The 18713-nt window shown below is 57.4% G+C and carries 18 protein-coding genes, 2 tRNA genes and 1 pseudogene; 19 read left to right on the forward strand and 2 right to left on the reverse strand.

Features of this window, described 5'->3' with window-relative positions:
• The first annotated feature begins 303 nt into the window (after positions 1–303).
• A complete protein-coding gene (locus tag K1X75_00210) occupies positions 304–1719 on the forward strand; it encodes a hypothetical protein (protein ID MBX7056456.1) in 1416 nt (471 codons plus the stop codon).
• 56 nt (positions 1720–1775) lie between these two features.
• Here the strand turns inward: K1X75_00210 and K1X75_00215 are convergent, their stop codons facing one another.
• Positions 1776–3419: an acetyl-CoA carboxylase carboxyltransferase subunit gene (locus tag K1X75_00215; GenBank protein ID MBX7056457.1), complete on the reverse strand. Its 1644-nt coding sequence runs from the start codon at positions 3417–3419 to the stop codon at positions 1776–1778.
• Between the two features lie 143 nt (positions 3420–3562).
• Here K1X75_00215 and K1X75_00220 point away from each other — a divergent pair, with 143 nt between their 5' ends.
• From K1X75_00220 to nusG, 14 genes and pseudogenes are all read left to right on the forward strand, one after another.
• Positions 3563–5167, forward strand: coding sequence for a hypothetical protein (locus tag K1X75_00220; protein MBX7056458.1), 1605 nt, complete (start codon positions 3563–3565; stop codon positions 5165–5167).
• A 29-nt stretch (positions 5168–5196) separates the two neighbouring features.
• The gene (locus tag K1X75_00225; protein MBX7056459.1) at positions 5197–5946 is read left to right on the forward strand and encodes an ABC transporter permease; all 750 of its coding nucleotides are present in this window, start codon (positions 5197–5199) and stop codon (positions 5944–5946) included.
• A 6-nt stretch (positions 5947–5952) separates the two neighbouring features.
• Positions 5953–6789 (forward strand): MlaD family protein, encoded by an 837-nt coding sequence (locus K1X75_00230; protein MBX7056460.1) that lies wholly within the window; start codon positions 5953–5955, stop codon positions 6787–6789.
• A 1-nt stretch (position 6790) separates the two neighbouring features.
• The gene (locus tag K1X75_00235; GenBank protein MBX7056461.1) at positions 6791–7600 is read left to right on the forward strand and encodes an ATP-binding cassette domain-containing protein; all 810 of its coding nucleotides are present in this window, start codon (positions 6791–6793) and stop codon (positions 7598–7600) included.
• 54 nt (positions 7601–7654) lie between these two features.
• The gene (locus K1X75_00240; protein ID MBX7056462.1) at positions 7655–8464 is read left to right on the forward strand and encodes an MlaD family protein; all 810 of its coding nucleotides are present in this window, start codon (positions 7655–7657) and stop codon (positions 8462–8464) included.
• Between the two features lie 6 nt (positions 8465–8470).
• Positions 8471–9937 carry an MBOAT family protein gene (locus K1X75_00245; protein ID MBX7056463.1) on the forward strand — a complete coding sequence of 489 codons (1467 nt, stop codon included), beginning with the start codon at positions 8471–8473 and terminating at the stop codon, positions 9935–9937.
• A gap of 20 nt (positions 9938–9957) precedes the next feature.
• Entirely contained in the window at positions 9958–11067 is a 1110-nt protein-coding gene (locus K1X75_00250) for a DUF1574 domain-containing protein (GenBank protein ID MBX7056464.1), read from the forward strand.
• A gap of 4 nt (positions 11068–11071) precedes the next feature.
• Positions 11072–11740, forward strand: a complete 669-nt coding sequence (locus K1X75_00255) for a hypothetical protein (GenBank protein MBX7056465.1) — start codon at positions 11072–11074, stop codon at positions 11738–11740.
• 112 nt (positions 11741–11852) lie between these two features.
• Positions 11853–12110 (forward strand): annotated as a pseudogene (locus K1X75_00260) (hypothetical protein).
• Positions 12111–12284: 174 nt separating this feature from the next.
• Complete coding sequence (locus tag K1X75_00265) at positions 12285–13832, forward strand: hypothetical protein (protein ID MBX7056466.1); 1548 nt, start codon at positions 12285–12287, stop codon at positions 13830–13832.
• A 104-nt stretch (positions 13833–13936) separates the two neighbouring features.
• Positions 13937–14009, forward strand: a tRNA-Thr gene (locus K1X75_00270).
• An 8-nt stretch (positions 14010–14017) separates the two neighbouring features.
• Positions 14018–14089 (forward strand) — tRNA-Trp (locus tag K1X75_00275).
• 27 nt (positions 14090–14116) lie between these two features.
• Positions 14117–14314, forward strand: a complete 198-nt coding sequence (gene secE, locus K1X75_00280; protein MBX7056467.1) for a preprotein translocase subunit SecE — start codon at positions 14117–14119, stop codon at positions 14312–14314.
• An 11-nt stretch (positions 14315–14325) separates the two neighbouring features.
• Entirely contained in the window at positions 14326–14868 is a 543-nt protein-coding gene (gene nusG, locus K1X75_00285; protein MBX7056468.1) for a transcription termination/antitermination protein NusG, read from the forward strand.
• 29 nt (positions 14869–14897) lie between these two features.
• Here the strand turns inward: nusG and K1X75_00290 are convergent, their stop codons facing one another.
• Positions 14898–16277, reverse strand: a complete 1380-nt coding sequence (locus tag K1X75_00290; GenBank protein MBX7056469.1) for a hypothetical protein — start codon at positions 16275–16277, stop codon at positions 14898–14900.
• Between the two features lie 226 nt (positions 16278–16503).
• Between K1X75_00290 and rplK the strand changes: the two genes are divergently transcribed.
• The 4 genes from rplK to rplL all read left to right on the forward strand — a co-directional run bounded on the left by rplK (position 16504) and on the right by rplL (position 18657).
• Positions 16504–16932 carry a 50S ribosomal protein L11 gene (gene rplK / locus K1X75_00295; GenBank protein ID MBX7056470.1) on the forward strand — a complete coding sequence of 143 codons (429 nt, stop codon included), beginning with the start codon at positions 16504–16506 and terminating at the stop codon, positions 16930–16932.
• Positions 16929–17615: a 50S ribosomal protein L1 gene (gene rplA, locus K1X75_00300; GenBank protein MBX7056471.1), complete on the forward strand. Its 687-nt coding sequence runs from the start codon at positions 16929–16931 to the stop codon at positions 17613–17615. The genes rplK and rplA overlap by 4 nt, the downstream gene beginning before the upstream one ends.
• Positions 17616–17695: 80 nt before the next feature.
• Positions 17696–18157, forward strand: a complete 462-nt coding sequence (rplJ, locus tag K1X75_00305) for a 50S ribosomal protein L10 (protein ID MBX7056472.1) — start codon at positions 17696–17698, stop codon at positions 18155–18157.
• 119 nt (positions 18158–18276) lie between these two features.
• Positions 18277–18657, forward strand: a complete 381-nt coding sequence (rplL, locus tag K1X75_00310; protein ID MBX7056473.1) for a 50S ribosomal protein L7/L12 — start codon at positions 18277–18279, stop codon at positions 18655–18657.
• Positions 18658–18713 lie beyond the last annotated feature (56 nt).

Genomic DNA, 18713 nt, shown 5'->3' on the forward strand with positions numbered 1-18713 from the left:
AGAATCAGGCGTGCAGTTTCTGGTGCGCCAATCTCGCTTCATCGAAGCAGAGAATTCAGATTTTGCTGCGCCAGAGCTTTGTCCGCTCTGTCGCCTCCTGACTGCCGATGCGACGAAAAAAATGCAAGAAACCATTACAAAGTTCGGTCGACTTTATCTGACCGGCGCCAGATGCTCTGGCCTGCGCCAGTTTTGAACTGTAAATCTGGCGAATCGTCAAAGAATCGTATGCGACAAAGCGCTTCCTATTTTTGCTCCCGCTGGCCGCTTGCTTTTGCCGCTGGCGCAGGCCTGGTCCTGCTCATGCCGTTAGCGTTTTCCTGCGCCCATGCGTCGCCGCAGGCACAGGCAGATTTCAGCTACCTGGAGGCGGAACTGAATCTGCCGACGGAGTCCCTGGCCGAAGAGCGAGCATGGAGCGGCGAGGTTTCAGATCTTACGTCTCCTTCGGCGTCCGCCGGTCAGACGGCCAATCCGCCAGCGGCGCAGGGATCAGCACAGTCTGGCGTTCAAGGTATTCGACTGGAAGCTTCACAAAGCATGCGCATCCTTGCGTCGGGCGCAGGTCGAGCGCCTTCCTTTGCACATCCCGATGATCCGGGCGCCTTGCTGGTGCGCGCTGAAAACGATCGTGGCGAGGTATTTGCCCAGGCGGTGGTTCTGGATCCGCGCTGGTTGTGGTTGGAGCAGCCGCTTGAAAATGGCGACAGGAATGCGCCATCGTCGCGGACGCGCCTGGCTACCGGCTACCGAACGCTGCGCTTTGCTCTGGACTGGCCCGGAACGCCGGAGCAGCTGGCGCGACACGCAACTACGCTTGTAATCTACGAGCATGGCCGCGAGGGATATGGCTGGCGCGCGATCCAGCGCATTCGTTTGCCTGCAACTCAAGCGCAGTCGCTGCAGCGTGGCCGGACCAACAATTTTTCAGCGCCGCTGAGCCGGGATTCAAGCGCGTCGACCGAATGGCTGCATCGCAGCGGCGCGCCGGATCAAAAGCTCGATGTCTTGCTTGTTGGCGAAGGCTACACGCGAGAAGAACAACAGCGCTGGCATGCGGACGCCGAACAGCTGATGGAGCAACTGTTCCAGCAAAATCCATTCTGCATGTTTCGCGACTATTTTAATGTGCACCGAATGGACCTGGTCAGCGCTGAGAGCGGCGCTGGTTGGGGCAGGCCCTGGACAAAGCAGAATTCGCTGGGCGCTTATTTGAACTGCCAGGGGTTGAGTCGACTTGCTTGCCTGGATTACCGGAGGGCCTGGGACACGATCCGCGCGCGCAGCCCGTACAATCAGCGTGACATTGTGATTGTATTGATCAATGACCAGCGCTTTGGCGGATCAGGCGGGGCGATGGCCATCGCAACGCACAACTGGGCGACGCCCGGGGTCATCACCCATGAGCTGGGGCATACCTACGCCGGCCTGGCTGACGAATACGAATATGGCAAGGAACACTGCACCCCGGAGCGCGAACCGCCGGCGGCCAACATTACCATGGAGAGCAGCCCTGCGAGAGTCAAATGGCGCGAGCTAAGCGGCGCAGGAGTGATTGAAGGCGCTAATTACTGCAAGCACGGATACTATCGCGCTTATTCAAACTCTATCATGCGTTCGCTCAACGCGCCATGGCGGGAACTACACCTTCGCGCCTGGTACAGCCGCATGTCCGCTCGCGCCAGCGGCGAAATCAATGTCAGCTGTCCGAGCGATTGAGCCGCAACTGAGTCGATGTATGCCGGGCCAGAAGCGACGCCACCGCGCAGCCCGAATCAGTGAAACTCGCGCTGTACATCGCTGTAAGCGCTGGCCTTGTAACGACGCATCAAATAGCTGAGCGACTCGGCCAGGCGAGCCCGCGTATCTTCGGGCATTACCACGCTGGAAATCGAGCCCAGCGATAGCGCTTCCTTGGGATTCATCAACTCTCGCTCATAACGTTGGTTAAGGGATGCCAGCGTCTGATCGAGCGCCTTCTGCGCTTCGGCCTGCGGCGTTCCAGCCTTCAAGGCCTCCCGAAATTTAGCGCGCGCTGCCTGCATTTCTTCCTTATATACGTATTCCTTGCCTGCCGGTCCCATCACAGCGACGCGCGCCGTCGGATAGGCAAATACCAGATCGGCGCCTATGAAATGACTGTTCCAGACGGCGTAGGCGCCGCCAAAGGCGTTGCGCACGATCAGCAAGATGCGCGGCGTGCGCAGATCAATGATCGAATCGAGCAACGCGCGTCCGGCCTGGACAATGCCATTCGATTCCTGTTCGCGTCCGGGCAGGAAGCCTGTCGTATCCTCCAGGAAAATGACCGGGATATTGTAGAGGTTGCAAAAGCGGACAAAGCGCGATCCTTTGTAGGCGGACATGATGTCGATCTGACCGGAGGCTTCCGCCGAGTTGTTAGCCATGAATCCGACCACATGGCCATTCAAGCGCCCAAAAGCGCAGATCAGATTTCGCGCTCGTTGCGGCTGAATTTCAAAGAAAGCGCCATGATCGCATATTTGCTGAATGATCAGCGTCATGTCGAAGGGCGTATTGAAGCCGCTGGGGCTGGTAAAGGTACGGCGCAGCAATATTTCGATTTCGTAGGTCTTGCGATCGATCGGGTCGCTGGTGGCATGGAAGGGCGCCAGGCTGTGATTGTTGTCCGGCAGGTAGCTCATCAAGCGCAACGACTTGCGTAACGCGCCAAGTTCATCCGGAGCGACGATATCGACGACGCCGCTCTTGCCGTGGACCATTGGTCCGCCCAGCTCGTCTGGCGTGATGTTCTCGCCAAGCACCTCTTTCACCACGGTAGGACCGGTCAGGCCAAAGAACGTTTCATTGGGCTGAATCATGAAAGAGCCCTGGCGCGGTAGATAGGCGCCGCCGCCGGCATTGAAGCCAAACATCAGCATGATGCTTGGAACCTTTCCGGAGATCTTGCGCAGCGCATAGAATGCTTCGGAGTAGCCGTCCAATCCGCCAACCCCGGCGGGGACGTAGGCGCCGGCGGAATCATTCATGCCAATCAGCGGAATACCGTGCTCGCCGGCCATGTGGATCAGGCGCGCCAATTTTGCGCCATTGGTGGCGTCCATCGATCCTGCGCGCTGCGTAAAATCGTGGCCATAGACGGCAACGTCGCGACCCTTTATGTTGAGAATTCCGGTAACAATGCTGGCGCCGTCCAGCTGCCGACCCCAGTTCTGGAAAAAAACATTGGGCGCCTGCTCAGTGAGGACCTTGATCCTTTCCCAGACGGTCATCCGCTTTTTGGCGTGTTGGACAGTAACGCGCGCCTTACCGCCGCCCCGCAAGGGCCGGGCAATCAAGTCGTGGCCCATGGCCAGAGACTCCTCGTAGGCGTTGGCCGGCGCTGCGGCTGCGGCCGACGGCGATTGGAAGGGGTTATCCAGCGTCACTTTGTTCATAAATATCCGACGAGCGCCAGTGCGCGCACTGGCGGCAAGTCTCCATGTCTTGCAGGGAGCGAAATCGATTTTTCGCTTAATACCAGAGCGAAAGCTCTAGAAAACGCAGGGCCAGTCCGGCGTCTGAAATTGCATTGCGTCTTGTGGCCGCAATCGTCAGCTCGTTACCATTGATGGGCGCCGACTGCCAGACCTCTCGACTTTTCCGCCCTGGCCTGTACGGTCGTCTGGCCCTGGCAATCGTACTGGGAATTGTAGCGCTGGCGCCACAAGCGCTGCTGGCCCGCTTGCCCACGCGCGTCGAAGGTCGGGCGCCGCGCGAATACTGGCAGTTCCTGTTCTTCTATGAATCTACCAGGGCGCCCGGTCAGATCGAGCGCATCTGGCATCCCTTCTACGGCGTCTACGAAAATCAGGAGAAAGCCTACTCCTATCGGCGTGCGCTCTATCCAATCTTCTATTCGCATGGCACCAATCACTGGAACCACTGGACGATGCTCTACTTCTTCAGCGGCGATGACGTATATCGTGAAGAAGCTGACGAGGGCGACAGCGATTGGCTGCTGAGTCCCTTCTTCCAGATGGGCGGCGGCGCCGGCGAAGACTACTGGAGCGTATTCCCTTTCTACGGGCGGCTGCGCAACAAGCTCGGCTACTCTGAAATCAACTATGTTCTTTTCCCGCTGTATGCCAGCTGGTCCTATCGCGACTACCACGCACGCGGCATTCTCTGGCCGCTGACCATGTGGGGCGGCGGCGATGATCGCGACGACTTACGTATCTTTCCATTCTACTCGCAAAAAATACACCGCGGCAAGTACGATCGCCGCACCTTGCTGTGGCCCTTTTTTCAATGGGGCGATGAAGCGCTCGACAAGGTCGAACCGCGGCACTACTTCTTCAGCTTCCCGCTGGTCGGCCGCAAGTGGTCCGATCAGGGTCAGTTGAACGCCTGGACCTTTTTGTGGCTGCCTTTTCTGGGCGGCTTTGTCGCCTGGGGCGAGGACAAAAAGACAAACTCATTCAGCTTCAATGCATTGTGGTTCATCTATCAATACCAGCGCAGCGACGATCCGCACCTGAGCAAGCATGTGATCTTCCCTTTTTACGGCTACTACCGCTTTGGCAACACGGATGATGATGCAGAAACCTACTACAATGAGGCGCTCTTTATCACGCCGTTGTTCGCGGCGCTACACGCCAGCTCCGCCGTCGTAGATTCTGAGTATACCTATCTGTTTCCCTTTTACACCAATAACACGCGCCATTTCCGCAAAGAACGGGAGAGCGATTGGCACCTGAAAATCTGGCCCCTCTTCCAGATTACAGAGACCAGCGGCGGGCGCAGCGAATTTCGATCGCTGGTACTCTGGCCCTTCCGCGCCGACCAATTTGAACGGGACTGGGGCGTCTTCTACGCGCTGACGGAATGGAGTCGCTATGAAAACGGCGACCGCTATTTTTCGCTCTTGTTTCGGCTCTATTCTCGCTACTGGAATGAGAATGAAGAGCATCATTTTTTCATTGGCTTTGAATGGCACAATACGCCGGCCTACTGGAACTTTTGTTTCCTGGGCGGTCTGTTTGGCTTGCGTCGCGATTTTCCAGCAGGCGGCGATCCCTACTTTACGATGCAACTCTTCTGGATCGATTTGCCGCTTGGCGGTCCGCCGCCGGCAACTACAGAAACGCTGTTGCGGCCGCTGGGCGCGCCTGCGGAGTTGCGTCTGGCCATTGGCGATCTATGAACTATTTGCGCTCCAAACTGGAACAAGCAATGCAGCCCATCCGCGGCGCCGGGGATGCGCTGATTTTGCTGGGGCGGGCGGCGCTGGCGGCGCCACACCTGTGGTTCAAGCGACACGAGACCCTGCGCCAGATGTATGTTGCCGGGGTGAAGTCGCTCTTTGTAGTCAGTATCGTTGCCGCGTTTTCGGGGATGATCATCAGCCTGCAAGCCGGCCTGGCCTTGCGCGATTTCGGCCAGCAGGACCTGATCGGCCAGGGAATTGTCATCACGCTGACCCGCGAATTCAGTCCCTTCATGACGGCTCTGATTCTGGCGGCGGCAGTGGGCTCCTCCATTGCGGCTGAGATTGGAACAATGACGGTCTCCGAGGAAATTGACGCGCTGGAAGTGATGTCCATTGACCCTGTGCGCTACCTGATTTTGCCGCGCATCTACGGCTTTACCATAATGGTGCCGGTGCTCTCCGCTTATGCAACGCTGGTGGGCGTGCTGGGCGGCGGTTTGGTCGCCAATACCCAGCTCAATGTCGAATATGTAACCTATTTCAATATCGTAACGGATGTGCTCAAGAGTAAGACGGGACTCAAGGATATCTGGGTTGGAGAATTGAAGGCGTTGATCTTCGGCATTACCGTTTCTACAATTTCCTGCTACCATGGCCTGGCGGCGCGCGGCGGCGCTATTGGCGTGGGCATTGCGGTACGCAAATCGGTAGTGCAGTCCTTTTTGTTTGTACTGGTGCTTGGTTATTTTGTGACAACCCTCTTCTACCGGTGACAATTGATGCGAACGCGCATAGAAAAGTTTCGCAGGCAATATGGCTCGCTGCTGGTCGGACTGGCCTTTTACAGTTTCATGGCGGTGATGGGCTTTCTCACCATCATTGCTTCGGAAATTGGATTGGAGAATCGAGCAACGCGCATACCAGTTCGTCTGTTGAGCGCCGAAGGGATTCGTAGCGGCACGCCGGTATATGTAAACGGCGTGGAGGCTGGCAGCGTTCATTCTCTGTACTACGTAACGCTTGGTCCGCGCGGCGAGTTGCGTCCGTGGCGCGAAGCAGGACCCTCGCACGGGCAGACGGTCATCGCCATCCTCACATTCAAAGAGCGCCCCACAATCTATCCCAACTACCGTCTCATTTCTCGCTACCTGTCAATTCTGGGCGCCAAAGTAATCGAACTGAATCCTGGGACAGCTTTTGACGACGGCGCCCCCCGTCATCTGGCGTTGGACTATCTCGAACTGAGCCTCACGGATGTCGCCGCTTACCGCGCCAGCGGAAAGCTCCCTGAGGACAATCGTCCGATGGTCTCGGCCACGAACTACGATGATCCGATCTATCTGGTGGCGGAGGTGTTGCGTGAAAACCGCAATGACGTGCTGGCAATTACCACCAGCCTTCGCGAAATTACCGAAAAGCTCAACTACGGCGAACACAACATCGCACTTCTGGTCAATGACGCCCGCCTCGCGGACGGGACCAATCGCTTCCTGACGGATGTAAATTCGTTGGTTGGCGATGCGCAGGCTGGCGTTGAGGATTTGCGCGAGTCGCGCGCCTACATCGATTTTCTCAGCGTTCTGGTCACAGTAGCCGGGGCTTTTGTGGGCGGCTAAGATGTCAAAAGCCGAAGAAACGATCATTCGAATGCGCGGCGTCAAGAAACGCTTTGGAGCGCGTGAGATCTTGCGCGGCGTGGACATTGACGTTCGACGCGGCGAGGTCATGGTCTTGCTGGGCGGTTCTGGCACCGGCAAGTCGGTCAGTATCCGGCACATCGTAGGTTTGCTGGATCCCGACGAAGGCGAAGTGCATGTGTTCAATCAGCAAATGAGCTACAGTCGCAACGATGTGAAGGCTGAATTGCGCGCACATATGGGCTTATTGTTTCAAAGCGGAGCCTTGATCAACTGGCTCACTGTTTACGAAAATGTCGCACTGCCTTTGCGCGAATTGCATCGGGCGCCGGATCATCAAGTGGATGCCGTCGTTACCGAGAAGTTGCGTTGGCTCGGGCTCTTGCCGGCGCGCGACTTGTTGCCTGGCAGCATTTCGGGCGGTATGAAGAAGCGCGTTGGTCTGGCGCGCGCCTTGACTACCAATCCGGATATTCTGTTGTATGACGAGCCAACCTCCGGTCTGGACCCGGTGATGAGCCAGGTCATCAACGAACTGGTTCGACGCTTGCAAAAGGAGCTGGGCGTCACCCAGGTCGTCGTAACCCACGACATGAATTCAGCCTACTACATTGCCGATCGCATCACCTTCTTGTACCAGGGAAAAGTAGAGTTTGTGGGTACGCCCGACGAGGTGCGCAATACCTCCAATGCTATTTTGCAGCAGTTCATCAATGGCCGCACGCAGGGACCGATGGTTATCGACGCCGAGGACCCGACTACGCGCAAGGCTCGCAACAATGGCGACTGAAAAAGGAATTGAAAGACGTTCGGCGGACGCCGAAGGATGCTGGGGGCTCGGCTCATGAAGTGGCTGCAGAATCTATTGGTCGGGTTACTCTTTTTCGGCGCTTTGATGATGGTCGGTTTTTTCACCATCGTTTCGCAAAGCGGACCCTTTGCTGCGCGCGGTCGCCAGTACGTTCTGTTTTTTGACAATGCCGAAGGCGTAAAAACTGGTTCGCGAGTGACCGTGCTTGGCGTTCCATCCGGATTGGTGGATTCTGTCGATCTGGTGGCCGTGGATCAGGCCAATCATCCCGTAGCTTCTGATTCCGCAGAGCGCGTCGGCCAGCGCGTCGCAATCACCATCGAGTTACAGAAAGAAGTGGTGTTCTATCAAAATTTCCGGGTCGCAATCAAGAACGAATCGCTCATTGCCGGCAAGGTGATCTCCATCGACCCCGGATCGGCGCGCGCCAACGAGCGCGGCGAGTCGGCGGAATTGGTTGAGGTCTTCTCCGCATCGCCAGGCGAGCTCAGCGAAAATGATCAAACAGCGTTGGAGCGCTATCTGGCGGCTGGCGAAGGCGGCCGCGTTCGCCTGGAAGGCGTGGCTTCTGGCGATCCCGTGGCCGGCATTGCCGAGCTGATCAGCGAAAACCGCCAGAATGTACGCGAGACCATCGAGAACATTCGGGATATCACCCAGAAGATCAATACCGGCCAGGGCACATTGGGCTTGCTGGTAAACGATGATGAATTGCATCGCAATGCAAATACGCTGGTTACCGACGCGCAAACGGTGGTGAAGGACCTGCGCGAGAGCCTCGAAGATACGCGCGAGCAGGCGCCGGTAACCAGTTTTGTGCGCGCCGCGTTGACCGCCTGGTAAGGCTTCATGCTCTTTAACAGTATCCTGTATTTTGTCTTTTTGCTGATTGTTTTGCTATGCTACTGGGCCCTGCCGCATCGCGCGCGCAAGTGGGCGCTGCTGCTCGCTTCCATTCTGTTCTATTTGAGCTGGGATTGGAAATTTCTGCTGCATTTCGCCTTTGTACTGGCTCTCAATTATCCGTTCTTTGTTCAGATTTACGAGAAGCGCAGCAAGGCCTGGCTGACACTCGCGCTCTTGCTGAACTTTCTCAATCTCAGCTTCTTCAAGTACTTCTACTTTGCGGCCGAGACCACGGGTCGTCTCTTGCATGATCCCTCGGTCCTTGCCATTGGATTGCATAAGAACAGCGCCTTCCCGGAAATCATTCTGCCGCTGGCCATCTCCTTCTATACCTTTCAGCTCGCCGCCATGCATATTGACGCCTACCGCGGCGAGCTGCCAGAGCGTCCGAGCTTTGTTAACTTTTCGCTCTTTATCATTTTCTTTCCGCAGTTGATCGCCGGGCCTATCGTGCGGCACAATGAACTTCTGCCGCACCTCGACGCTCCCAAAGACCCGGATAAGATTGATGTTTCACGAGGCCTGGCGCTGATCGCCGTGGGCATCATCAAAAAGGCGATCATAGCCGACTACCTGGCAGCGCCAGTGGCGGCCATCACAACGCAGCCGCTGCAGTACGACGCAGTTTCTGTTTTCACGGCCTGCCTCTTTTTTGGCGTTCAGGTCTATTGCGATTTCTCTGGCTACACTGACCTGGCGCGCGGTTCTGGCTTGCTGCTGGGCTTTGATTTTCCAGTCAATTTTCGCGGCCCGTTCTTTGCGCTATCCTTTCAGGACTACTGGCGGCGCTGGCATATTACGTTGACCAACTGGCTGCGCGACTACCTCTACATTTCGCTTGGCGGAAGTCGGGTATCAGAGTGGCGCACCTACTTCAACCTCTCTGCCACCTTCTTGCTGGGCGGATTGTGGCACGGCGCAGGCTGGGGCTTTGCCCTCTGGGGGGGCTTTCATGGCGTAGCGTTAGCCGTGGAACGGGCGCTCTACCGCAGCGGGAAGCTTGGACAACCGGCGCAGTGGTCGCTCTATCCTGGCGAAACCAATCCCGCTTTTGCGGTACGCACGGCTTACAATGTTGTAAAATGTTTTCTTTTGTTTTCCGGCATGTGCCTGGTGGGCGTCTTCTTCAATGCTGGCGTCGATCCGGATCGCGGCGTCGATATGCTGCGCGCTATTTTTCTCGCTCCAGGCGCCAAACGCTTTGCCTTTCATAGCGGCCACCTGGCGACAATCGCCTTGTATCTGGGCCTGCACTTTGTCGAATTCAACGACTATTTTCCGGGCAGCGCTCGCTATGCAAAATTCAGCCAGATACGTCTCTGGTGGACGGCGCCGGCGGCAATCCTTTTGCTGTTTTACTGCAGCTGGAAGGTTGGCGGCGATATTCCCTTCGTGTATTTCGTATTCTAATCCGGAGGCGATGTCGCGCTATGTTCGCAGGAAAAAAAAAGGTCTGGTTGCCCGTGGCGCTGGCGGCATTGCTGATTGCCGTCGACAAAATCGTATATATCCCCGCTGTACGCCAATGCTGCACGGTCGCAGGATCGGCGCAGACTTTTCAGTCAGTTCTTGAGTCGCGTTTTGATCAATCAGCAATGATTGAGCGCGCCCGCCGCCAGGGGCGACGCATCGCGATGAACTTTGGCTCCTCGCGATCGCTGGTATTTTACGCCGCGCCTACGCGCAAACAGCTGGCATCGGATCCTTTTCTCTCGCCGCGAGAGAAGGACTTTCTGGATCGCTGGGAACTGGTAAACAATGCCTACCCCGGCGCCTCGCTGCTCACCTCCTACGTGCGCTTTACGCAGTGGACCGACCATGGACTGCGACCGGACGCCGTGCTGGTGGAGCTGGACCCGGCTCTGATGAATGGTCGCACGCGCTGGTCAGTGACAGAATTGAAATTTGGCGTGCCCGTTGCTTTTGCCGTTGATCACGCCCTGCAGATGCCCTGGGAACACTTCCATACCATTCTGGGCAGCCGCCTCTTTGCCATGTCGCGCTATCGCCTTGGCAGATCTGAATCCAGAGCCGATGTCTGGGACGAAGCAATGAGGCAACTCAGCGCCGCCTCCACTGCCGAGCGTGACGAGAATCTTGTACTTTCGCACGGCTTTGTTCCGGGCGCCGAGCCCCCGCTGCAGAGAATGATTTTTCTGCGAGCCTCGCAGATTTTAGAAGTAGAACTTTTCGCCGCCTTTCGAATTGATCCAAACCTGGCTCGCTACGCGCAGCTGATTGCCGAGCGCTGCCGGGAGCTTGGAATTCCGCTGTTTTTCTGGTCCCCCCCGCAGCATCCAGCCTGGCGTGAAGTTGCCGAACGCAGCGTTGATCCCACGCAGTGGGAGCGACTGGAGCGCAGCCTTGGCGACCGCGGCGCACACTTTCTGCGCTTGAACCAGACAGGGCGCATGCACTGCAACGAGTATATAGATCCAATCCACTTTGCGCAGAGTTGCGCACCGGAGGCGGCGGCGCGTTTGATATATTCCGTGGAAGCCACGATGGGTCGCGGGGCTTTCCAGAATCCGCCGCAGTAACTTTGTGCGTTCGCTTTTGCTGTGTGGCGCCTTTGGCGGCGAAATCGATCGCCTGCAAGCGTGGAATGGGCGCAGCGTATTGGTCGGCGGCGAAGCGACAGCAATCCACGTGGCCGAATGTGGAATCGGCAATATCGACGCGGCGCTTGCCTGGCAGCGCTGGCAGTGTGAACGGGGGCTGAGCTCGGAATGTGAAACGCTCTTTCTGGGCTCCGCCGGGGCCTGCGACCAGCAGTTTCCCGCTCCCTGGCTGGGGGGCGCGGTGATCCCAACGCACATCCACAAGCGCGAGGCTGGCTTGCTGCTAGGTCATTCGAAGCTGCCGCCGCGGCTCTTTGCAGCGATTCCGGAAAATCCGGGAAACTTTGCGCGACGCCTGCGTAGCTTGAAATTTGAATCATTCATCTTGCACGAAGGGACAGTCAATTGTCCGGATGCAGTATCGCTCGATCACGCCGAGCTCTATTTGCAGGAAGGTCTTCAATTTGAAAATCTTGAGTGTTATGGACTGGCGCGGGCCGCAGAACTCCACGGCGCCGCCTTCAGCGCACTTCTGGCAATCACCAACCACGTCGGTCCGAAGGGCAGCGAACAGTGGCGGCGGAACTACGCTGCGTGCTCCGCCGCGCTACAGAACATCGTGCTCCAAACGCTCCAGCAACTGGCGACATAAAGCGGCGAGTCGCCCCCGGCGATAAACGCCCGCCGAACAGAGAAAGCGACAATCGTCATTTCAATTCACAGCCGGTCGGCGACGATACCTGTACAGCACCGGGGATTGAGGAATGCTCACGTCACTGTCCACGCGCTTTCGAATCAAACTCACAGTCGCCGTCTACAAAGACAAGAAGTTGGTTTACCGGAATGACATGCTTGTTCCGACTACATACCACCGAAGATCGGAAGCCCGCGCTCACATCAAACGAGAAATACGCGAACGCCTGCGCGCCTCCAATTTTTTTATTTCGCCGCGCGTCGACTTTGATCTTGTGCGCTACACACAAGAAGCCAGCTGCAACACCTACCTCCGCTATCGTATCGTTGAGGAAGCGCTGGAGTCGCCAGCGGATGTTGCGCCTGCTTCGCTGGAAATGAGCGAAGTTCGCAGCGAATCGCTGGGCGAGGTCGAAGGCTGATCGCAGGCGCGCAATCCTTCGCTCTGCACTGGCCGGGCGAAAGGGCTTGACCAGGCGCTCTGCCTGCTATCTCCCTGCGTGATGTCCGCAGCCGGCGGCGCCGACCGCGAAGAACTGGAAGCTCATTTCCGCGCCTATTTGCAGATTTTTCGCGCCGTGCTGAAGAAGCGCTCGTTGCCTCCAGATCAAGAGGCCTCGGCGCTTGCCCGGGTCAAGGCTATCGCACAGGACCTTGCCAGGCCCGACGACTATCTCGAACGAATACCAGATTTTGCCCGCGAGCTTGGCGTGCGACAGGAAGCCCTGGCCCAATTCATTGGCGCCAACCTGTTGACGGCGCTTGACGCAGTGCAGCGCCAGTTGCGCGAAAAACGTCATGCGGAGGCCTCGCTTCCAGCAGCAGAGCCTTCGGCGCCAGCAAAGTCGCCGGCCGTCCCGCCGCAAGCCAGGGGCGATCTATTCCTGCAGGAGTTGCTCAACGTCTGTGGTACGCTGATGCAGCAATCGGATCGCTTTGAAGAACTGGAAATGGGCGCTCTTAAACTGCTGCGGCCGGCAGGCGAGGCGCTGAGTCGCTACGCGTCCGAATTGCAGGGGCAGGCTGTGGCGCCCGCAGAGGCGGCAACAGCGGATACGGCAGCCAGGTCCCCGGCGCCACAGGCAAAACCTGGCGTCGCTCCGCTTGCGCGCACTGCAACGCCTGCTCCGTCGGTCGCGCCGCCTCCGGTGGAGCAATCAATCCTTCAAGAAGTCCTGGACCGCTTCAGCAGGGACTTGAAGGCGGAAGGGACGCTTGTTCCGCGCGACTACGCTGAAGAGAGCGGGGCCGAGGAATCGCCGACAGCGCCTTCGGACCGGCCGGCTGCCAGGCCAACGGTGCAGAGCGTCGCTGCGCGCAGCCCGCCGCAAGCCGAAGCCACAGTTGCCGTGAAGGAAGCCTCTATTCTTGAGCAAGTAATCAAGCTTTATGGCGGCGTCTTGACTGCTCAAGGACGGCTGGCGCCTCAGAGCGGCGTTCCAGAGACTTCGGGTGAGGCGCCGCTTCTGTCGGACCAAAGCGAAGCCGATGAAGATCCCTCGGAAGTCGATGAGATTGACCTTGAACCAATTCCTTTTATTTTTCAGGAGTACCTTGCAGTGCTTCGCCTGCTGCAGGAGTTTCAAAGCAAGGGCGATCAAGACGGATACAAGCGCTGGTTTGCCACCCTGGGCGAGGGGGCTCGCGCTCAGGTAGGTCTGCGCAACCTTGAGGCGCGGCATCGTCAGTCGCCGCTTCAATGGAGCAGCGAATACAGCAACCTTGCCGGCCGCATGGGGTTGGAAGCCGGACAAGTGGCGGAATTGCATCAGCGCTTGAGGCGCTTCCAGCAGATGCAACAGGCGCTCAATGAATTTACTGTCAGAATACGCAGCAATCCGCCGCCGGTCGTAGAAGCCCTGAAACGTATCTGGCCGCAGATTCGACTGCTTTTCAATGACGACGTCTGGGACGCGGAAAGCATGATGTCCCGTTTGAAAATCCCGCTGCTGCAGATCACCGACGCGGCATTGAAGCAGCGAATCATGGACCTCCTTGCTCCGGTGTTTGAGTATTCCGAGAAATTGATGGCGTCTTCCTATGCACCCTGAGCGGCGCTGGCCGGGGCTTGCGTCTAATTATCATTTGACCAGGCGCCCCAGCGCCCAAACATGGGCCCCTTAGCCCTCGCGCCCATGGGCGGAGGTATCCGGCTGCCCTCTTAGCTCAGTAGGTAGAGCGCATCCATGGTAAGGATGAGGTCACCAGTTCGATCCTGGTAGAGGGCTCAGAGAACAGGCCGGTCGTATAGTGGTTAGTATAGGGGTCTCCAAAACCCTTGGCGGGAGTTCGATTCTCCCCCGGCCTGCAGATTCGCTGGAATGGTGATGTAGATATGTTGAAATTCCTTCGTGAAAGTCGCGAAGAACTCAAGAAGGTGGTCTGGCCCCCGCGTGACGAGGTGCTGAATATGACCATCGTAGTGCTGGCGGCAGTGTTTCTGATATCGGCGGTCTTGTTCGGGATTGATCGTTCCTTTGAGGCGATCTTTGACGGCATACTACGAATGGCCGGCGGAAGCCGTCCGTCGTGAGGAGCGTAAGCATGGCGGCGCTGAAATGGTATGTAGTTCGGACCTACTCCGGTCACGAAAATAAGGTCAAGACCAGCATTGAAAAGCTGGTCCAGAATCGCAACCTGCAGGGCCGCATCGGTCAGGTGAGCATCCCGACAATCAAGGTTGCCGAGATGAAGAACGGCAAGAAGCGCGTCGTCGAAAAGAAATTCATGCCCGGGTATCTGCTGGCCGAAATGGCCATGGATGATGAGCTGCAGTACCTGATTTTACGGCTGCCGTCAGTGGCCGGTTTTGTCGGTTCGCCCGATCCGGAGCCTCTCTCCGAAGATGAGGTGCGCAACCTGATGCAGGGCGAAGCCTCCATGGAAGAAGAGACGCCCGCTCACGCTCGCATACTCTTCTCAGTAGGCGAGCGGGTCAAGATTGTTGATGGTCCCTTTGCAAACTTCACCGGCACAGTGGACGAGATTATGCCGGACAAGGGCAGGTTGCGCGTCAAAGTCGAGATCTTCGGTCAGGCTACGCCAGTAGAACTGGACTATCTACAGGTCGCAAGCAACGTCGGCTGATCCAGCGATCGCCCACTGCCAGCCAGGATCTAGAGATTGGCCAGGTCCAGTTCCAGGCGCAGACCCAGAGAATACTGACGCTCCAGTTCCTGCGGTTGCAAGATCGGGCTGAGTATCGAGCTGAAGAAGATCTCCTGGAGGACGTTTGGGCCGGTGCCAAGGCGAACTCCACTGCCCAGATCGAAGTCCGTATTCCCCAGGCTCAGGCTCTGCACATCGTAGTAGGAACGACGATAGCTGTAGCTGCCAAAGGCAGAGAGCCCGTTGCCAATGCGATACTGCAGCGCCGCGGAAAGCCCGCTCTCCGTAGTAATAAAGACCAGATCAGTAATTGAGTTATTGACCCGGCCGCGCTGCTCGGCCGGCGTCGTAACTGCGTAACCTTCAAAGCTAACGCTGTGCATATCGCCGCGGCGTCGGAAGGGCGGCATCCACTCCACACCCAGGCTCCAGTCCGCAATGAACTTCCATTCCCACTGTACAGATGGGGCGTAGCCGATCTGATAAACCTGGAAGCTACTGCCCGGCAGGGCGATGGCGCCGACGCCCAGAAGGTTAAGCGTAGCGTCGTAGCCGCTAACGCCGGTCCATTGGTTGCTGTCGAAGCGGTAGTCCATGCGCATCCAGCTTGCGGCCAGCCGCAAATCATGATCCTCGCTGCGCAAAATAGAGTACGACAGACCGATCCTTCGGTTTTGCTGGCGAAGACCAAGCGTCTGCTTCAGGCTGTAATATCCAATGGCGGCAAGCGTCGTTCCGGAGTTCGTTTCAACTCTGAGCTGTCCGTCTGCAAATTCGCTTTGGCCGCTCATGTCGCTGTAGCTGAAAAATAAGCGCAGATTGCTCCAGGCCGCGCCGCCTTCCAGCTGGTAGCCGTCCAGGCGGCGGTTACCAAAAGGCGCCCCATACTGCAGTTGTGGGTTATCATTGAGAAAGGTTGAAACGAATTTGATTGTATTGCGAAGTCCATCAAAAGCGGATTGATAGTCGCTGCGCAGCGGCCCGATGGACGCCCATAAACCCAGGCGCTCTGGCCGGGGATCGCTCCAGAAAGCTCCCGCGACAGACTGCCCCATATCGCCCAGTCTTTGCCACCAGGATGGACCCTCTTCAGTGGCGGGCGTTTGGTTAGTTTGCGGCGGCTTTTCCGCGGTTTGCGGCGGTCGCTCTACGGCCGGCGCCGGCGGCTCGTAAGGTTCAAAAGTAACCCGTGTAACCTCCGTTTTTGGGAAGCTGCGCACGCCTTGCTCGTTGCGTATACTGATGGCGGTGCGGGTCTGAGCCACGATCTTGCCGCGAACCGTCTGGCCGGAACGCAAGTAGAGCGTATCGGCGGCCAGAGGCGCCCCAAGCAGGATCAGCAATCCCGCCAGCAAGACTCGTGTGACCGCTGCTTTCGGCCGTCGCATAATAGTACGTCCATTTCCGGCAAGGGTGCGGGAAGACCAGCATTACGCGCGGGAGCAGCAGAAAAAAGGCAAAATGTCCCCTGAGGGCCGAGACGGCGTGCAATGGAGCGCTCCTGCCAAAAAAATTGTGCCGGGTACGGCAAAATTCAGGAAATTTTCTTTTCGGCATGGGCCTTTTGGGAAGAGTGACAGGCTCCGTTGTTTCCCGGATTCAAGAGCCGCTTTCATGGCCCAGAAGAAAATAGTCACCCAAATCAAACTCCAGGTAGAAGCCGGCAAGGCAAACCCGGCGCCCCCGGTGGGGCCGGCCCTCGGTCAGCACGGCCTGAACATCATGGAGTTCTGCAAGCAATTCAATGAGCGGACTAAGGCGCAGGCAGGCATTAAGTTACCGGTGGTAATCACCGTCTATGCCGACCGCAGCTTTACTTTTATCACTAAATCTCCGCCGGCGCCGTTGCTGATTCTCAAGGAACTCGGGCTGCCCAAGGGCTCCGCGGTTCCAAACAAGACCAAGGTCGGCTCGATCACGGTTGAGCAGCTGAAGAAGATTGCGGAGATCAAAAAGAAAGATCTCAATTGCAATGATGTCGACGCTGCTGTTCGCGTGCTGGCCGGCACCTGCCGTTCGATGGGCGTGGAGGTTGCGGAATGAAGCGCGGTAAGAAGTGGCGTGCTGTAGCGGAAAAAGTGGAGGCGGAACGCGCTTACCTTCCGTCCGAAGCGGTTGAACTGATCAAAGAAGTCAGCTATACGAAGTTCGAAGGAACAGTAGAAGCCTCCATCAAAGTGGGCTACAAGTCGCTGCAAAACGTTCGCGGAATTGTGCGCCTCCCCCACGGCACCGGCAAGACGGTGCGCGTGCTGGTATTCTGTCGCGAAGATAAAGCGGCGGAGGCCAAAGAAGCTGGCGCCGATTTTGTTGGCGGCGCCGAGCTCGTTGAAAAGATTCAGAAAGAGGAATGGACCGACTTCGACGCCTGTGTGGCCACGCCGGACATGATGAAGGATGTTGGCCGTCTGGGTCCAATCCTTGGTCGTAAGGGGCTGATGCCAAAGCCCAAGGCCGGCACGGTAACTACCGATGTCGCCACAGCGGTAAAGAACCTCAAGGGCGGCCAATTGGAATACAAGCCGGATAAGACCGGCGTCATCCATCTGCGCGTCGGAACCGTCGGCTTTGAGCCGGCCAAGCTGGAAGAGAATATTCGGACGCTTTTTCAGTCAGTGATGCGCGACAAGCCATCGGACGCCAAAGGCGAATACATTCGCTCCTTCTACATTGCGCCCACCATGGGGCCCGGTATCAAATTGAACACGCGGTCGCTCGCGTCCTGACGAGGTCTATTGTGCCTTCTGCAGCTAACATCGCGAAATTCGAAGCCATCGCCAAAGTGCTGGAAAAGAGCCAGGACTTCGTGATTGCAACTTACAGCGGTCTATCTATCGAGCAGATGAATGATTTGCGCGAGCAGGTGCGCGCCAAGAGCGCCCGTATCCGCGTATTAAAGAACAATCTGTTTCGCAAGGCCCTGGAGGCCAACCCGGCTTTCAAAGACGTTGCGCCCATGATGAAGGACGTCCTTCACGGTCCGATTGCCGTAGCCTTTACCGAAGGCGATCTGCCGGCAGTCAGCAAGACGATTCTGGAATTCTCCAAGAAGAATGACAAAGTCAAGATCATGGCAGGATGCTTCGAGCTCCGCCCGCTGGATCAAAAGGCTGTGGCGCAGATTGCCGACCTGCCATCCCGCGAGCAGCTGCTCAGCATCATTGGTCGCGGCCTGAACACTCCGGCCACCAAGATCGCAACCGGTATCAATCAAATCATGGCCAGTCTGGCGCGCGGCATCAAAGCTGTCGGCGAGAAGAACGGCTGAGCTGGAAACAGCTAAGTAAGTTAGAGGGACTGATTACAGTCGATATGCATGCAAAACGGCGGGAGAATGGAAGCTGAGCGAAGGGCTCGGAACCGCCAGGACAGGGAAAGGAAGACACAATGGCAGACGTAAACGCATTGCTCGATCAAATTGGATCGCTGACGCTTGTAGAAGCGGCCGATCTCGTTAAGAAAATGGAAGATCGCTTCGGCATCTCCACTGCTGCGCCGACCATGGCGTTCGCGGCGGCGCCTGCCGGCGGCGCTGCAGAAGCCGAAGAAGAAAAGAGCTACAATGTGGTGCTCAAGGCTCACGGCGACAAGAAGATCGATGTGATCAAGATTGTCCGCGAAGCCACCAACCTGGGTCTGAAGGAAGCGAAGGACCTCGTGGAAAAGGGCGGCCAGGCTGTGAAAGAAGGGCTCTCCAAAGATGCAGCTGGCGAACTGAAAAAGAAGCTGGAAGACGCTGGCGCCACCGTCGAACTGCAAGCAGTTTGATCGTTGTCGCGCAAATCGCCGGGAGTCGCTATCAAAGGCGGCCCCGGCGTTCTTCG

Source organism: Leptospirales bacterium (genome assembly GCA_019694655.1).
GTDB lineage: Bacteria > Spirochaetota > Leptospiria > Leptospirales > Leptonemataceae > SSF53.

Excerpts from the sequence above, each read along its gene's own strand:
- rplK (MBX7056470.1), top strand. The coding sequence starts at position 16,504 with ATGGCCCAGAAGAAAATAGTCACCCAAATCAAACTCCAGGTAGAAGCC.
- secE (MBX7056467.1), top strand. The coding sequence starts at position 14,117 with ATGTTGAAATTCCTTCGTGAAAGTCGCGAAGAACTCAAGAAGGTGGTC.
- nusG (MBX7056468.1), top strand. The coding sequence starts at position 14,326 with ATGGCGGCGCTGAAATGGTATGTAGTTCGGACCTACTCCGGTCACGAA.
- rplA (MBX7056471.1), top strand. The coding sequence starts at position 16,929 with ATGAAGCGCGGTAAGAAGTGGCGTGCTGTAGCGGAAAAAGTGGAGGCG.
- K1X75_00290 (MBX7056469.1), bottom strand. The coding sequence starts at position 16,277 with ATGCGACGGCCGAAAGCAGCGGTCACACGAGTCTTGCTGGCGGGATTG.
- K1X75_00210 (MBX7056456.1), top strand. The coding sequence starts at position 304 with ATGCCGTTAGCGTTTTCCTGCGCCCATGCGTCGCCGCAGGCACAGGCA.
- K1X75_00235 (MBX7056461.1), top strand. The coding sequence starts at position 6,791 with ATGTCAAAAGCCGAAGAAACGATCATTCGAATGCGCGGCGTCAAGAAA.
- rplL (MBX7056473.1), top strand. The coding sequence starts at position 18,277 with ATGGCAGACGTAAACGCATTGCTCGATCAAATTGGATCGCTGACGCTT.
- K1X75_00250 (MBX7056464.1), top strand. The coding sequence starts at position 9,958 with ATGTTCGCAGGAAAAAAAAAGGTCTGGTTGCCCGTGGCGCTGGCGGCA.
- K1X75_00245 (MBX7056463.1), top strand. The coding sequence starts at position 8,471 with ATGCTCTTTAACAGTATCCTGTATTTTGTCTTTTTGCTGATTGTTTTG.
- K1X75_00230 (MBX7056460.1), top strand. The coding sequence starts at position 5,953 with ATGCGAACGCGCATAGAAAAGTTTCGCAGGCAATATGGCTCGCTGCTG.
- K1X75_00265 (MBX7056466.1), top strand. The coding sequence starts at position 12,285 with ATGTCCGCAGCCGGCGGCGCCGACCGCGAAGAACTGGAAGCTCATTTC.
- K1X75_00215 (MBX7056457.1), bottom strand. The coding sequence starts at position 3,419 with ATGAACAAAGTGACGCTGGATAACCCCTTCCAATCGCCGTCGGCCGCA.
- K1X75_00225 (MBX7056459.1), top strand. The coding sequence starts at position 5,197 with ATGCAGCCCATCCGCGGCGCCGGGGATGCGCTGATTTTGCTGGGGCGG.
- K1X75_00240 (MBX7056462.1), top strand. The coding sequence starts at position 7,655 with ATGAAGTGGCTGCAGAATCTATTGGTCGGGTTACTCTTTTTCGGCGCT.